11 protein-coding genes are annotated in these 15895 nt (G+C 53.7%); 10 read left to right on the top strand and 1 reads right to left on the bottom strand.

Annotated features, from left to right (window positions below; genetic code table 11):
- Positions 1–46 precede the first annotated feature (46 nt).
- From PZN02_RS29695 to PZN02_RS29670, 6 genes are all read left to right on the top strand, one after another.
- A complete protein-coding gene (locus tag PZN02_RS29695) occupies positions 47–4441 on the top strand; it encodes a beta-ketoacyl synthase N-terminal-like domain-containing protein (protein ID WP_280663612.1) in 4395 nt (1464 codons plus the stop codon).
- Between the two features lies 1 nt (position 4442).
- Positions 4443–7604 carry an acyltransferase domain-containing protein gene (locus PZN02_RS29690; protein WP_280663611.1) on the top strand — a complete coding sequence of 1054 codons (3162 nt, stop codon included), beginning with the start codon at positions 4443–4445 and terminating at the stop codon, positions 7602–7604.
- A 207-nt stretch (positions 7605–7811) separates the two neighbouring features.
- Positions 7812–8969 (top strand): M20 family metallopeptidase, encoded by a 1158-nt coding sequence (locus tag PZN02_RS29685; RefSeq protein ID WP_280663610.1) that lies wholly within the window; start codon positions 7812–7814, stop codon positions 8967–8969.
- A gap of 9 nt (positions 8970–8978) precedes the next feature.
- A complete protein-coding gene (locus tag PZN02_RS29680; protein WP_280663609.1) occupies positions 8979–9698 on the top strand; it encodes a gamma-glutamyl-gamma-aminobutyrate hydrolase family protein in 720 nt (239 codons plus the stop codon).
- Between the two features lie 3 nt (positions 9699–9701).
- Positions 9702–10178, top strand: coding sequence for a RidA family protein (locus PZN02_RS29675; protein ID WP_280663608.1), 477 nt, complete (start codon positions 9702–9704; stop codon positions 10176–10178).
- Positions 10175–11383 (top strand): FAD-dependent oxidoreductase, encoded by a 1209-nt coding sequence (locus tag PZN02_RS29670; protein WP_280663607.1) that lies wholly within the window; start codon positions 10175–10177, stop codon positions 11381–11383. Before PZN02_RS29675 ends, PZN02_RS29670 begins: the two co-directional genes overlap by 4 nt.
- Before the next feature lie 37 nt (positions 11384–11420).
- Here PZN02_RS29670 and PZN02_RS29665 read toward each other — a convergent pair whose 3' ends face one another.
- A complete protein-coding gene (locus PZN02_RS29665; protein WP_280663606.1) occupies positions 11421–12281 on the bottom strand; it encodes a LysR family transcriptional regulator in 861 nt (286 codons plus the stop codon).
- A 112-nt stretch (positions 12282–12393) separates the two neighbouring features.
- Between PZN02_RS29665 and PZN02_RS29660 the strand changes: the two genes are divergently transcribed.
- The 4 genes from PZN02_RS29660 to PZN02_RS29645 all read left to right on the top strand — a co-directional run bounded on the left by PZN02_RS29660 (position 12394) and on the right by PZN02_RS29645 (position 15861).
- Positions 12394–13197 carry a 3-hydroxybutyrate dehydrogenase gene (locus tag PZN02_RS29660; protein WP_280663605.1) on the top strand — a complete coding sequence of 268 codons (804 nt, stop codon included), beginning with the start codon at positions 12394–12396 and terminating at the stop codon, positions 13195–13197.
- A 98-nt stretch (positions 13198–13295) separates the two neighbouring features.
- Positions 13296–13637, top strand: coding sequence for a hotdog family protein (locus PZN02_RS29655; protein ID WP_280663604.1), 342 nt, complete (start codon positions 13296–13298; stop codon positions 13635–13637).
- A gap of 326 nt (positions 13638–13963) precedes the next feature.
- The gene (locus PZN02_RS29650) at positions 13964–14866 is read left to right on the top strand and encodes a beta-keto acid cleavage family enzyme (RefSeq protein ID WP_280663603.1); all 903 of its coding nucleotides are present in this window, start codon (positions 13964–13966) and stop codon (positions 14864–14866) included.
- A 191-nt stretch (positions 14867–15057) separates the two neighbouring features.
- Positions 15058–15861 (top strand): amino acid ABC transporter ATP-binding protein, encoded by an 804-nt coding sequence (locus PZN02_RS29645; protein WP_280663601.1) that lies wholly within the window; start codon positions 15058–15060, stop codon positions 15859–15861.
- Positions 15862–15895 lie beyond the last annotated feature (34 nt).

The raw sequence follows: 15895 nt of genomic DNA, 5'->3' as shown, positions 1-15895 counted from the left end.
GACGAGGCCCGGGGACTTCGTTGGAACTCGCGCCAAAACTTAGGCCATGTGCCAATTTGAAAGCGGCTTCGTTGGTCAAGCATTTATCTGCAGCCTCATTGGGATAAGCAAAGTGAAACAAGAAGGCACTGAATATCTATTGAACTCGTCGCAGGAACGAATGTGCTTTCTGGATGCGATGGATCCGCGGCGGAAGGATCTCAACATATGCTGTGCAGTCGAATTGGCGGCTCACATGTCAACGCGACAACTGCAGGAACGGCTGACATCCATTTTGCGTCGCCACACGTTACTGAATACGCAACTTGTTCGCCGCAACGGGCACTATTCCTGGATCCATCAGACGGGCGCAGAGTGCCTGAAAGAGGCTGTTCTGCCCGAGATAAACTGCGCATCCATGCAGCAACTTACCACGTGCTATCAAGACTTTATAAGTCTGCCTTCCCATTTAGTTTCGCACTACCCTTGGCGGATGCAACTTGTTCAGTGCCAAGGTAAGACCTATTTGTTCTGTCTGTTTCACCATGTCATCTGCGATGGAGACCGGTCGTTACTTCTATTCCTAGAAAGTCTGTCCGATCAGATGAAGTTGGAAAACGGCCGAGCATCGTTTGTCGACCGGTTCTCTGCTACCCCCGCGACGGAAGGCGACTGGGAAGCTGTGGCACGTCTAGCAGAGGACATTGTTGATTTAGGTGATCTGCGCGGACGATTCCGCCTTGTAGGAGACATTCGACCAACCGTTAGCGAGCTCGACATCGCACCAGATGAGCAATTTTGGCACCGAGCCGAAACCGAAGCAGTTCTGTTAGGTGCGCTCCAATTCGCAACCGCAAATTTGCTAGACGATGAACAGATTATCGTAGCGATACCCCATGATTGTGTCCCGGACGGCTGCGCGGAATTCGGCTATTTCGGGAATCCTGGACTGGCTTTGGTGCCACCATCAACGGAATATGGCTCTTTGGACAATGTCGGTAAAGTTCCTGAATGGGCAAGAGCACAGGCGGCGCTAGCAGCTCGGATTGCTCGCGTTCCCTATCAAGATATTGCCGCCTCGACAGTATTCGCGGAATTGCGTCGGACTGAAAATCTGTTCGATATTCTCTTAGTGCGACGTAAGATCTTTAGTTTTTGCAGCGCGTCGGTAATGCGTGTGTTCGAACCAGCACCATCGCCCACCCCATATCTTTTGGTCATCAATTTTTGGTTCGATGCGTCGGACCGACTGATCTGCCGGTTGGAATCCGCCAATGGTCTGATAAACCAAAGTTCTATTGATTACTTGGCTCGGCGAATCAAAACGTACCTATTGCAAATGCCGCGATCGGAAGCCCGCCCGAAAGGTGTCGATGAGTTCGTTAAACCCAGCATCAATGCGCCGCCTTTTTTTCTAAACGCACTGCGTCAGCAAGCCAAAGACAACCCCGAACGTGAGGCAATCCTCGACGGCCAAGGCACCAGCTATTCTTATTCCTTTATCGTATGCATTGCTGACGAACTGGCAGAGCATATAAAAGCGCGAGTGGCTGTCAATCCAACGATCGCGTATGCCGGTCCGCGCGAGCCAAAGGAAATCGCGGCGCTCATTGGAGTGAACATGGCAGGTGGGTGTTTTCTTCGGATGGATGAAGGGGACAGCCATTTGCATCCAGAACAATTGGAGCAGACGAGTGTCAGCGCAATTCTAGTCACGGAAGAGGTTTTCCAAAGATCTAATTTGCCAAGAGGATTTGCGCCTTGCGAAACACCGGTCGCAGGTTTTCGTCTCCTAGTCGGGGCACAAGAGCAGCCACAGTCTGCGGCCCCACAGCTTGACGCATATGTAGTCATGACTTCGGGATCCACCGGAAATCCAAAAGCAATTCGGTTTCCTGCTGCACAGTTGGACCGATTAGTGAAATGGCATCTGGAGTGTCTACCTCAGGCACGTCGGATGGGCCAACTGTCGTCGCTTATGCACGATGTGGCATATCACGAGATCTATGCAACACTGGCCGGGGGGCGAACACTTGTGTTCGCAGAGTCGAAATTGAGGCGGAGCGCTACCGAGCTAGCGTCTTTCTTGAATAGAATGGAGTTGGATAGGATATACCTCCCAACCGTTTTGTTGGAAGGAGTGGCTAGGGCAGCATTGGAACAGAACCTTCCTTGTCGAGACCTGCGGATGGTGATTGTCGCAGGTGCGCCGTTGGAGATAAGTGAGAATATCAAGCGCTGGTTTGCTACTACGGGTGCGATGCTTCTCAATCATTACGGTATGTCAGAAACCCAAGACATAACGGCGCATTTGCTAGGAAGTCAGCCCAATGCGTGGCCAGCCCACCCGCCGGTCGGGCGACCGATCGCCGGAACCAAAGTCTCTGTACAGGGCTCCCGAAACGAGCCGCTTCCGGCGGGCATGGTTGGCAGTCTCGCGGTTCAGTTTCCGATTGACTCAACGGACGGATTCTCAGCTCCGATGGTGACGGGCGATGTCGGTTTTATACACGAGGACGGCAATATCTATTTGGTGGGGCGCAGCGATAGAATAGTTAAAGTGCGTGGCAACCGGATTTCCTTAGGTGCCGTAGAATCAGTACTCCGTCAGAGAGAAGACATTGCTGACGCTGCTGCGATCTCGCCGCGTTCGACGACCATTGGGCAAGAGCCCATAGCCTTTTTTTCGGCTGAGCCAAACTATCCGGCGCTCCGGCCAGAGGATTTAGTCGATTACATCATCTCCAAACTCGGGCGCCAATTTCGGTGCCGAGTCCTTAACTTGCCTGAGTTACCGCGACTAAAAAACGGGAAGATAGACTATCCCTCACTCGAACGTCGCGCTGCTGAGATAGAGATTGGTGACTTCTCTTCGTCCACCTTAGTCGGGGAAGCTACACTTCATAACATGAAGGTAGCCGGGGCGATTCGCAAGCTCGCACCCGACGCAAAGTTCACACCGAATAGTCGGTTCAGCGATATTGGTTTCGATTCTTTGGGGCTAATTGCGCTTGAGGTGGAGCTATCGGGAACTTTTCCAGGTCTGACAGTGGCTGACTTTTATCGCTTTCCTACGGTTGCCTCCTTGGAGAATCACTTTAAGAGCGCAAAGATCCCAGCGAACCATGATGCGCTTCCTCCTGCGCGGTTCGCGGGGCGTTACGAGCATGTCAGCGTTGTTGGAATGGCTTGTCGTTTCCCAGGGGCGGTCTCGACGGAGGCGTTGTGGGAGAACCTGGCGAGCGGGCACTGCCTAATCACAAGGGATGATGATTCCGCAGCCGAAAAGGAATTGGAGGAAGGACGCAACTTCTTTGTTCCAAGCTTCGGCCGACTTGAGAACGTGAATTCGTTTGATTACGAGTTCTTCGGGCTCTCTCCGGCAGAAGCCTATAGAATGGATCCGCAGATACGGATTTTCCTCGAGTTATGTTGGTCTGCGCTTGAGCATTCCGGTGATGCGAACTTTGGGAATGATACTCGCGTCGGGCTCTTCGCAGGTGCCGGTTTGAGCACATATTTAATTAATGAACTTGAGCCCTTGCGCAAGAGCACGACCAATGTCTGTTTTCGCGAGGACAACACGCTACAGGAACGTCTTGGCAACGACCGAAACTACTTGACCTCGACGGTTTCTTACCGTCTTGGCCTCACCGGCCCTAGCATCGTGATCCAGGCGGCGTGTGCCACCTCCCTTGCGGCAATTCATTATGCCAGAAAGGCGCTGCTAGACGATGAATGCGATATTGCACTGGCTGGCGGCATTTCGGTGATTTGGCCTCAGCCTATAGGTTACGACTATGTTGAAGGATCTGTCCGGAGCCCGCACGGTGTTTGTCGCCCCTTCGATGCTGCAGCAGATGGAACTGTGTTTAGTAACGGTGGGGGCCTCGTTGTACTTAAAAGGAATAAAGATTCTATAAGTGACGGCAATACAGTTTACGCAAACATTGTCGGCGGCGCCATCAACCACGATGGTGATCGTAGGATGAACTTTGCCGCGCCAAGCCCTATGGGGCAAGCTGAGGTAATCACTCAGGCATTGCGTAGCGCCAACTTGGGACCCGATGCGTTGGCTTTTGTCGAAGCGCACGGGACTGGTACGGTTGTTGGAGACGCTATTGAATGGAGTTCGATTGAGCAGAGTCTCAAGAAATCCAAACGGAATTCACCGTGCTTGGTCGGCTCTGTTAAGGGCAACCTCGGCCATCTTGATGAAGCCGCGGGCGTGGCTGGGTTCATCAAGGCTTGCTTGAGTTTGCATCACTCTGTCTTTCCAGGAACCTGCCATTTCCAAGAACTGAATCCGCGGTTATCCCCGAATGAAAACATGCAAGTGACGAGCCAATCGGAGCCGCTTGCTATTTCTAATTCGCTGTTTGGTGGTGTGAGCGCCTTCGGAATGGGGGGCACAAATTCCCATATAGTCTTGCAACGGGTAGAAGATCAAAGGAGACGCTGATATGTCACCGATAGGTCAAATCCTTCCGGTATCAGCAAAGTCGGCTCTGGCGTTTCAGGCCACAGCGGGTGCGCTGGTAGAGTTCCTTTCGTCTGGCGTAAATTTGAGGGAGGCTGACCTGGTTGAGACGTTGTCGCGTGGACGGCGCCATTTCAGCCCATCGCGAGGCGTAATCTGCCAAAATAGAAGTAGTTATAGTGTTCACTATGGCGAACCGATTAAGAGAGTTCCCTATGGAAAAAGTTCGGAAAATCTTGTCTGGACATTTCCGGGGCAGGGAATGCGATTTGATTGGGAAAGTATAGCCGATCTTAATGGTTTCAAAGTATTTCAGGATCGCTTCAACGACATTCTCGACGGATTACGGTTCCGCTTGGGCGATTGTCTTTTTACTGAGAAGATTGGCGCGTTCCTTGGGAAAGCGGACTATAGTCATTTGTGTTCTAACGAGCGCGGTACTATTCATGATCAGGCCTTGGTCTTTGCTGTCGAGCTTTCACTCAGCGCTTTGTGGCTGTCATTTGGATTTCAACCCGTAGCTCTAGTTGGGCATAGCGTCGGTGAGATCGCCGCAGCGGTGTCTGCTAGTGTACTGACTCTGGACGAGGCACTAGATCTAATCGTCGTCCGCTCGGTAGAAATGGAACGGGTGCCCGGAAAAGGCTTTATGTGCCAGGTGGACGCCGATGCAGAGTCATTGCAGGCTCCACTGCAAGAGTTCGGGCTAGAAGTTGCGTGCAAGAACTGCCCTGATCGAGCGGTCGTCGGAGGTCCGGACACTGCCTACGAAGTTCTGGAGAAGTATTGTGAGGAAAACGGATTGAGGCACCACCGCCTCGAGGTCGCGAATGCCTTTCACACTGAGATTATGGCACCGGCAGCGCGAGCGTTACGTGAATATGGTCCAACTCTGCAACCCAGAAGCCCGAAAATTCCAATATTCTCTACCTGCCCGACGCAGCAGTTCGAGCCATTCACATTAGAATACTGGGCCGAACAAATGCGATCCTGCGTCGACTTCAAATCAGCTTTGGAGCGCGTCTTGGATCGCGTGGCGGAACCGGTTTTTTTTGAACTTGGGCTAGGGCAAGTGCTTAGCACTTTTGCGCGGTCGACGGCCGCCTGCAAATGCCAAGATGAATTGGGTGTGATCTCGGGAATCAGCCGTACGGAGCATCCAGTCGCTGAAAAGATAGCTGATCTATTTGCGGCAGGTTATGCCATACCGTGGAACAAGCTCAACAAAACGGGGGCTGGTTCGCTGGTGCCGATGCCGACCTATCGGTTCAGCCGACATGAAATTGCCAGTAAGGTATTCGGCATGCAGGTCGCTGGACAAAGTGGGATCTCACTGCCTTTCTTCGGGGACGCTAGCATCAGCAAGAGCACGGTTTTCGAGATATCGGCGCAATACGTCGATTGGCTGAAGGGGCATCAGGTAAATGGTATATATGTGGTCCCCACGGCCGGAGTGCTGGCGATGATCTTTGATTTTCTTCCCAGCTCAGACCATACAACTACCATACGGTTAGATAACGTTGTTTTTGAAGCTCCCATCGTTCTGGACGCGGCAAAAAGTACCTGTCAAATTGGCATTCAGTTGGAGCGTGGAGAGCGACCCCAGGTGGCTCTTTATTCTCGGTCTACAGGGAGAAAGGCGGCTTGGAGGCGTAATGCTACGGCCGTGGTAGGTTTCTTCGCCGACCGCCCCGATGATCTTAAGCCTTTTGCTGGTGGTGGTGAGTCAGTCTCCTCGGAAGCGCTTTACGCGCACTTTGCGTCTCAGGGGATGGAATATGGACCCGAGTACAAGCGCATTGAAACTAGTTGGCGTGCCGAGAATGCACTTCATGCTAGGCTATGCCCGCTTCCAGACGCCACCGGACTAACCGGATTGATCACAGCACTGAATGCGATGCTGCAGGCGATGACTTATGTACAGAGCGCTCAAGAGCAGGCAACGACGCTTCTCGCGGCAAACATTGACTCAATCCGCTTGCTCGACTTGGGAGGTTCTGCGGGTCCCGGAACTGTCTCAGCATGTGACGACGGCAAATCGTATGTTGTATTGCGCGACGTAAGGGAAAGGCCGGTCTGCGTAATGAAAGGGGTTAAGCCCCCTAGCAGCACTACCTCTGCACCGAAAGGCACCGGCATTCCGGACGGGCGAATGGATAGGCCAGTGTTGACGAAGGTGGCGGAGGTGCTCGGTGTAGATTCGAAATCGCTGGATTTGAATGGTTCCTTAACCGATAATGGTTTAGACTCTTTTCAGCTGATCGAACTCCGTTTGGCGTTACAAGAATTGACCAATACACATATACCGCTGAGTTCGATCTCCGAGGGCCTCAGCCTTGACGAGATCGAACGGCGCTTCGCTGCGGTTGTGAGCGAGGCTAATTCCCGTGTTGTGACGACAGACTCTCCGGCTCCTGGCACGATCAAACAATCCCGCCCAAAGATCTTTTTCATTGAGGGAATTCTCGGTCAAGTTGGTGGAGAAGTTGGACTGCGTCAGTCTGTTAAGGACTACATGGACGTGATCGGGCTGAGTGCGCCCGAAAGCGGTAATGTTGATGACGTTGTGGCGGTCGCCCGCCAGATGGCTGACGCAATCGAACATGAACAAACGGATGGGCCTCTCAGACTTGTAGGTCATTCGTTCGGAGCAATGCTAGTATATTCCCTCGCGGTAGAGTTCGGACGCCGCGGTCGGGAAATAGAGCGGATTGTTGCCATCGATGGGCTGTTAGCACCGGCACTGTCTCCCTATCATACTGCTCGGTTGGATGACAACGATTTTGATCGGCTCGTACACATGAGCCGAGGTACGCCCGTGCCGCCACGGTCAAGGACATCGAGAGCACATGGCGCGGTGTTAGGCAAACTGAAGCGGGTCTTCGATCAAAATTGCCGCATCGCTGACACCGCTCAAATCTATGCACCAATCTATTCTCCTGTAACACTCGTCCTACCTACACAGGATAATGTCACCGGCATAACAAACGACCTGTTTTTGAAAAATTTGGGCGCGATTCAATCTGCGGCTGGAGTGAAAGATATGCTCGACGTTGATCTATTGTGGGTCAATGGTGACCACTTCTCAATGATTCGTCGTCCCGCTATCGATAAACTCGGCTGTGAGTTTCTGTCTCTCGAGTAAGGTCGTTCGATCCGCCGCCTTGATAACGCCTGCTCGGGTATCCTGAACCATCTGAGTTGGTGCATTATACCACCCATACACTTGATATTGCCGCGTCGTCCCATGTTTGGGGCTATTCATAAATTTTGCGGATCAATCCATTGAGCTTTTGCGCTTCTGTTGAGGTGACGAAGCCGCCATTCTCGTAAAAAAATGAGAGGATTTCCTATGGCGACTATTGATGCTCGAGCGGCGACCAAAGGTAAGCATCACTTCGAGCCAATCCGTTTCCTTCAGCAAATTGTTGCAATCGACAGTTGTGATCCGCCGGGCGGAGAAATCGAGATCGCTCGCTTAGTGCATAGAGAGTTGCTTGCGCTCGGTATCGAGTCCGAACTCGACGAGTTTCTTCCGGGGCGCGGGAATGTTTTAGGCCGAATCCGAGGAACAGGAGAGAAGGCTGCGCTCGTGCTCTCTTCTCACATGGACACCGTGCCAGTTGGGACTGTTCCGTGGCAGAGATGGCCCTTCTCCGGCGAGGTGGAGAACGGCCGTCTTTATGGCCGGGGCGCGAGCGACATGAAGAGCGCGCTTGCGGCAATGATTGCAGCGGCGGGCAAATTAGCTGCAGAGCCCAGTATTAAATTACGGGGTGACGTTATCTTAGCCTTTACCGCGGGGGAGAGTGCTAACCTCCTAGGAGCGCGCCGGTTCGCTGAACGGGGACTTAAGAAAGAGATAGGCGCGTTCCTTTGCGGAGAGCCGAGCGATCTCGACGTGGTGATCGTGGAAAAGGCAGCACTTTGGTTGAGGGCAACGGCGACGGGTAGGCTCGGCCACGTATCGGGCGAGGCCGGCGTGAATGCGATCGACTTGATCCATGAATTTCTGACCAGCCTGACCGCGTTGGACCTAGACTGCCCTGAACATGCTTTGCTCGATGCACCGACAGTGCGTGTGGGTCGAATACAGGGCGGCTCAGCCGTCAATGTGACCCCGGATCATTGTGCGGTTGATTTCGATATTCGGCTCCATCCGGGAGTTGATCACAAAGAGATCGTTGCGAAGGTGGAGAAATTGGCTCCCACTGGCGTTAACATCACAGTCCTGGACTTCAAACCTGCAGTGGAAAGCAAGCGAGAAGACGCTTTCGTCGAACTATGTGTCGACGTCTGTGCTCGACATCGGAATCAGACACCAGAGATCAAGGGAGTGTCCTACTACAGCGATGGCACAGTCCTTTTAGAGGGTCTTTCCGTACCGTTCGCGATCATTGGCCCCGGCTCCTTGGGGCTTAGCGGCCAACCGGACGAATTTGTGTCAATCGAGAACGTACTCAAGGCCGTCGACATCTATCAGGATGTCACTCGCGCGTGGCTGTCATAAGGATCTAAGATGCGCTCCTTACCCCGCATCGGCATTACGCCGGATGTGAATGATCTCGCCGCTCCCGAAACCGAATACGTCGTTCGGCGAAATTATGCCGACGCTGTGACGAATGCCGGAGGTCTTCCGTTTATCCTGCCTTATGGGGAGCAGGTTGATGAGTACCTGGAAGCAGTGGATGGACTGCTGGTTACAGGTGGCGTGTTCGACATCAACCCGGTCTTATATCGCCAGACGGCTCGAAAGCAATACGTGATGAAGCCCGCACGAACGGACTTTGAGCGCGCCTTGATTAAGGGTGCGCTATCGCGATCGATGCCGATCCTGGGGATCTGCAATGGAATGCAGCTTCTTGCTGTCTGCCTCGGGGGGGAATTGGTCCAAGATATTCCCACAGAAGTCGACGGTGCGCTCGAGCATAAGCCTGAGCAATCGGCATCACTGCCCCATCATGAAATCGAAATCCGTAGTGACTCGCTCCACTTCGCGACCTTGGACGGCGACATCCACCGAGTGAACAGCGTACATCATCAGTCGGTCCTGCCAAATGAGGCCTACCAGACACTCGCTCTATCGCCCGACGGTGTTGTCGAGGCAATTGAAGCAAAGAACCATAGTTTCGCGGTAGGCGTGCAATGGCACCCGGAATACGGCGTCGCTGATATCGATAAGATCATCTTCGCGGGGTTTATAGCAAAGGCCCTCGATTACTCGGAACGGAAGAAGTAGGTCATGACTCACACACCTGAAGAGCGGCTAACCGCGCTAACCCTGGCGTTGCCAAAGATTTCTAAGCCAGCGGGTAACCTTCTAGGATACAAAATTGACCGCGGACTGGTCTATGTATCTGGTCAATTGCCACTAGAGGATGGTGTCGCCAAATACTTCGGCCGAGTAGGTGATACTGTGTCCCAAGAAACGGCTTATGAAGCGGCAAAGTTAGCCGCCCTCAACGTCATTAGTCAGCTGTCGATGGCGACAAATCAAGACCTCTCACTCATTGACGAGCTTATTAAGGTTTGCGGCTTCGTAAGCTGCACAGCAGATTTCACAAACATCTCTGCTGTCATCAACGGCGCCTCAGACCTGTTCGTGGAAGTCTTTGGTGAGCGCGGCACGCACTCACGGTTCGCGATCGGCGTTGCCGCATTGCCGCGTGGCGTTCCGGTCGAAATAGAAGTTATCGCTCGTCTTCGGGATGTCCAATGAACCGCATTCTCGTCCTTGGAGCGGGCGTTGTCGGCATGACAACCGCCTACGCGCTAGCAAAAAGAGGACTCGACGTATCTGTCGTCGATGCTGGTTCAGGCCCTGCTGAGGCCGGCGCGAGCTTCGGCAACGGCGCTCAGTTAAGTTACTTTTATACCGATGCGATGGCCTCCCCCTCGCTGGCGATGAATATACACAAATACCTTCTCGGACTCGACCCGGCTTTCAGGGTGTCTCTGTCCCTCTCGCCGGCTTTCTTAGCCTGGGGGCTGAAGTTCCTCGCTAATTCGACTCAAAGGGCCTTCGAGCGAAATACCACCGAAATCTTAGAGCTTGCACTCCGCAGTCGCCCTGGGATTGCCGAGCTCTCATCGAAGCTAAATTTTGATTACTCGAAAAGCGGGAAAATTACGCTTTTCGCGAATGAAGATAGTCTTCGTAAGGCGCAAGACTTGAGTAAACTCAAAAACCGGTACGGCGCGGAACAGGTGGTTCTGACGCGGGAACAAGCATTGGAGAGAGAGCCGGCCTTAGCCCATTACGGCCACACATTTGTGGGCGCCATTTGGTCGCCGCATGACGACGCAGGCGACTCAAACCTCTTCAGTAAGAGCCTTCGAGTGCTACTTGAGCGCGACTACGGCGTGCAATTTTTGTTCAATACAAAGATTGAGGATGTGAAGCGCCGAGGCAATCAGTTGGGTGCGATCGCAACAGCGAAAGAGGAAATTCAGTGCTCGCGCGCTGTAATCTGTTTGGGTGCTTGTGCTCCTTCGATCGCAAAAGCGGCTGGCATCAAATTACCGATATGGCCGGTCCAAGGCTATTCTCTCACAGTACCGGCGTTAGATGCCGCGCCAAGAGCCAGCATCACGGACACCGCGCGGAAGACGGTATTTTGCCGCATAGGCGATCGGCTGCGTGTTGCAGGGCTTGCGGATATTGGCCCGTCAAATTCGCAATTTAAAGAGGAACGGTTCCGGACGCTGCTCGCGACTGCGCGGGGCATCTTCCCAAAAGCAGGAAATTACGAGGGCGATCTCAACCCATGGACGGGTTTTCGTCCAGTAACGCCGAACAGCAAACCGCTAGTGGGCGACACCAAGATCAAAGGCCTCTATCTCAATTGTGGCCATGGATCGCTCGGTTGGACACTTTCTATGGCGACGGCCGGCGCGGTCGCAGATCTTATCGCTTCCTCTTAGCGTCGAGATCCGCAAAACCGAAGAATGAAATCTTTCATTATTGTCTCGGTAGAACCTTGTTCTGAAGGGTAGTCTCGATGACTCTGGCCAACTGTTTGGCCGCGACCGATGGCTCCTGGTCGCTGAAACTTATCTTGAGACCTGTATGAGGAAGTACAGGAAGCCGATGATCACTCACGATTTCCATACCAGCGCGCAGTTCACCCTCCGGAACTACGGAAACAGCTAAGCCTGCGCGCACCACTTCGAGCACACCTTCGAGACTGCTACAGGTAACGACACGCCTTGATTGAAGACCGGCCCGTCGCAATGTTTCGAGTGCCGTCTTGTGGTAGTTGCATGTGCCGCCAACGACAGCAAGTGGGATGACCCCGTTCTTAGGAACCTGCCAAGCTGGCGCTGAAATCCATACCAGTTTGCTGGTTTGCAAAAGGCCATCCCGCTCTGTCTCGGGGTCTACACGAAGGAGGGCAAGTTCAATGTTGCGTGCCTTCAATTCGCGTAAAAGGTCTGCAGACATACCAGCTCTGATCTCGATACTGACGGTAGGCCGTCGTTCTACAAACTCTGCGAGAGCTCGCGTGAGGGGAGCGAAAAGATATGAATCATCGACCACCCCGACAACGACTGTTCCGCTACTTAGCTCCGGCCGAAAAGCACTCTCCATCTCATCAACGAGAGCGACTACCTTGCTCGCTCGTTCCAAAAGCTCGTCGCCGCTGTGAGTCAGACGGCAGTTTCGCGTTGTTCGAACAAAAAGCTGCTTTCCCAGATGTTCTTCGAGACGTGCGATCTGCTGGCTGACGGTGGACTGGGTCATATTGAGGCGCTGGGCAGCACCGGAAAAGCTACCTAGTGTGGCAACCGTAGAGAACGTTCTGAGAAGCGCAATGTCCATTTCCGCCGTCCATATATTCATGTTGTGCATGTATCGATAACAGAAATCGAGTTATCTTGGAAGAAGCGCTTTGATAGCGTTGGGCCTTCGAAGTCATTTGCGGAGCACAAAGATGGGTGTCGTTGATCTCAATGTATCGCTTGCGGGTAAAAAGGCTTTGATCACCGGGTCGACGACCGGAATGGGTCAGGACATCGCCAGGACGTTTGCAAAGGCCGGCGCACAAGTCGCAATCCATGGCTTGGGTGAGATGAACGTAGTCGACAAGTTCGTAACCGAGCTTGCCGCGCTTAGCGGCCAGAAGGCTTTTCATTTTGATCACGACTTATCAGATGCGCGCCAAGGAGGCGCACTTGTCGAAGCCGCTCTCGAGCAGCTTGGGCATGTCGACATCCTGATCAACAATGCCGGTGTCCAGTTTGTAAGCGGCGTTGAAGATTTTCCCGCAGAACAATGGGATCGCCTACTTGCGGTGAACCTTGGGGCTGCATTCCACGCGATCAAGGCTGTCTTCCCTGGAATGAAGCGTAAGGGATGGGGGCGGATCGTCAACACCGCGTCAACTCTCGCACTTGCTGGTGAAGTTGGCAAAACTGCCTATGTGGCTGCAAAACACGGGGTGCTCGGTTTGACCCGGACGGTAGCGCTCGAAGGTGCTGAGCTTGGCATTACCTGCAATGCGATCTGCCCCGGCTGGGTCTATACTCCGCTCGCGGCGGCCCAAGTTGAAGCAAAGGCGGCTGGTCTCGGCCTGTCGATAGAGCAAACCACTAAAGAGCACTTTCTCAACGAAATGCCGACCAAGCGTTTCGTCGATCCGACGGAAGTCGCTTCTGCGATGCTTTTCCTTTGCACCGAGAGCGCACGATCTATTACAGGTATTGCGTTGCCGGTTGACGGCGGCATTAGCGCTTAAGCGACCGCTGGAAACGCTTGCGACGTAGATCTGAAACTTCAAGTTTTTGGGAGCCACGAACATTGAAACGCTGAAAGCGGTTCGCGGTTCCTGGATGGGTGAATGTCCGGTTTTATACCGGTTTATTCGATGACGCGTCTTTGCGCTTCCTTGGCTGTTTGGGGCAGGCGTCGATCAACTCGCGGCGGATCACCTTGGTTGGGCGGATGTCCGGCATGGTTGTCGAGTTCAAGGAGGAGGTCAAATCAGGCGGTCTGCTGACGAATCGAGCGCCGGCAAAGTGGGCAGGACGGTGCTCACTTTCAAACATCAAAATGTGTTATCTCATGGGGAACGTGCATGCCACGGTGGAGGTGGTGAGCGTGATGTTCTACGTTCAGACGCGTCAAACCACTGCGTTGCTGGATGGGATCAGAGGAGCAGCTGAGTCAACGCCGTGAGGAGAGTTAAAGAGACAAAGATCAACCGCGAACCGCCCAGAGTCCGCATTTCCTCCCCGCCCCAAGGGCTATTTCTGCCGCCGTAACCGTCGGGTCCGGCAGCATATTTTTTCTGGAGCGCCCTATTTCACACAAATACCATTTATGCATTTTGTAAATGAACAAATAAGAAGCGTTAATTTGTATGTATGCGACCTGCGGGCCATAGTTCGGTTCATGGACAGCACCGTTTGAGGGGCGGTGGTGAGCGAGTGTAGGTAGAGGTCTGTCGTCTCACCTTCTGGGGCTCATTAGCAGAGCCGCCTCTGATCAATTGAGGATTCAAAATGGGTACTTTCATCACTTGCGCGGTAACTGGCGGCGCAGACACCGTTTCGCGTCATCCAAGGATACCTGTCACTCCCAAAGAGATTGCCGATGCTGCCATCTCAGCTGCGAAAGCAGGGGCTGCCATCGTCCACCTCCACGCTCGTGATCCGAAGACCGGCCAACAGAGCAGGGATCCGGAACTGTTTACCGAGATTGTCTCGCTGATACGGGACAGCGACACGGACGTAATCATCAACGTCAGCTGCGGAATGGCTGGCGATTTGATATTAACTGATACACCAGAAACCCAGCCGGCCGGGGCAGGAACGGATCTCCTCGGCCCGCGAGGGCGGCTTCAACATTTGGATCGACTCTGCCGCGATCCACGGCTCAAGCCCGAAATCTGCACTCTCGATTGTGGCTCCATGAATTTCGGCGACGGCGATCTCGTCTATCTCGCCCCTGCGACTTACCTGCGACCAATGGCACAGCACATTCGGTCACTCGGGATCAAGCCGGAATTGGAAGTGTTCGAGTTGGGCCACTTGGCGTTTGTACAGAAAATGTCTGCGGAAGGTCTCCTAGACGGTGCGCCCCTCATCCAATTCTGCCTCGGGATCCCAGGAGGAGCGCCCGCCGAGCCGTTCATTCTTGATGCATTCAAGCAGCTGGCTCCGACTGGTTCTGTCTGGAGCGCTTTTGCGATCGGGCGGGATGAGTTGCGCTTCGTTTCGCTTGCTGCGGGCCAAGGCGGCAACGTTCGCGTGGGCCTTGAAGATAACCTTTACCTGGAAAAGGGAGTCTTCGCTGACAATGACACGCTTGTGGAGCGCGCAGTCGGTCTCATTCGTGGCATGGGCGGCAGCGTGATGAATGCTGCGGATACCAGGCAGAAACTCGGACTTGATCGCGCCCACTAGGTCGAGGCGCCTGGGATTGCGGCGCTCGGGTCTGACTCAGAGCGCTGCTGTGGACTTCTAGTATTCATTCGGAAATTGAATTCATCCATTCAATAAACTTTCTTCCCGGGTAAATGATGGGTGCTAATGTGAAAGATATACGACGGCATCGCATGCTGAAGCTAAACTCGGGCGGCGCTTAAGGAAAGCCGATGAACCAATTGCAGATCAATAACGGAAAGCAGAGCTCCGAACAGGAGGCTGTCCTCCGAGCGGACAAGATCGAAAAGAGGTTCGCGGATGTTCATGTCTTACGAGGGATCTCCCTCGAGGCGCGACGTGGCGATGTCATCAGCTTGATCGGTGCTTCAGGATCAGGAAAATCCACCTTCCTCCGGTGTCTGAACTTTCTTGAAGTTCCAACGAGCGGGTCAGTGCTCATTCGGGGCGAGACTTTTCAAGCATCCGACGCCCTAAGTCGTTCCAGCGCCAGCAAGCATAAGCTGCGCCGTCTGCGGCGCGAGGTAGGGATGGTCTTCCAATCCTTCAACCTCTGGCCTCACATGACGGCAGCAGAGAATGTGATGGAAGGTCCGGTTCGGGTCCTGAAGGAGCCCCCTAAGGCCGCACGGGCTCGCGCGCTGGACCTGCTAGCCCGCGTCGGCCTGTTGGAACGCGCGGACTACCGGCCGTCGCAACTTTCCGGCGGACAGCAGCAGCGAGTTGCGATTGCACGCGCTCTCGCGATGAACCCGGACGTCCTCCTTTTCGACGAGCCGACATCGGCGCTAGACCCCGAGTTAGTCGGTGAGGTTCTTGCGGTCATGACTGATCTCGCAAAAGAAGGGAGAACAATGTTGATCGTCACGCATGAGATCGGGTTTGCGCGTGACGTCTCGAGCAAAATGATATTCCTGCGGAAGGGTCTCGTGGAAGAAGAAGGCCCCCCTCGCAGTCTCATCGAATCTCCGAAGTCAGAGGACCTTAAAATGTTCCTGGCACGAATGCGGCACTAATATCAATCAGTCTACATAACAACTTGAGAGGAAC

The sequence above is a fragment of the Sinorhizobium garamanticum genome, assembly GCF_029892065.1.
Taxonomy (GTDB): domain Bacteria; phylum Pseudomonadota; class Alphaproteobacteria; order Rhizobiales; family Rhizobiaceae; genus Sinorhizobium; species Sinorhizobium garamanticum.
Note: the sequence above shows the minus strand (reverse complement) of the source record. Positions and strands in the feature narration are given on the sequence as shown.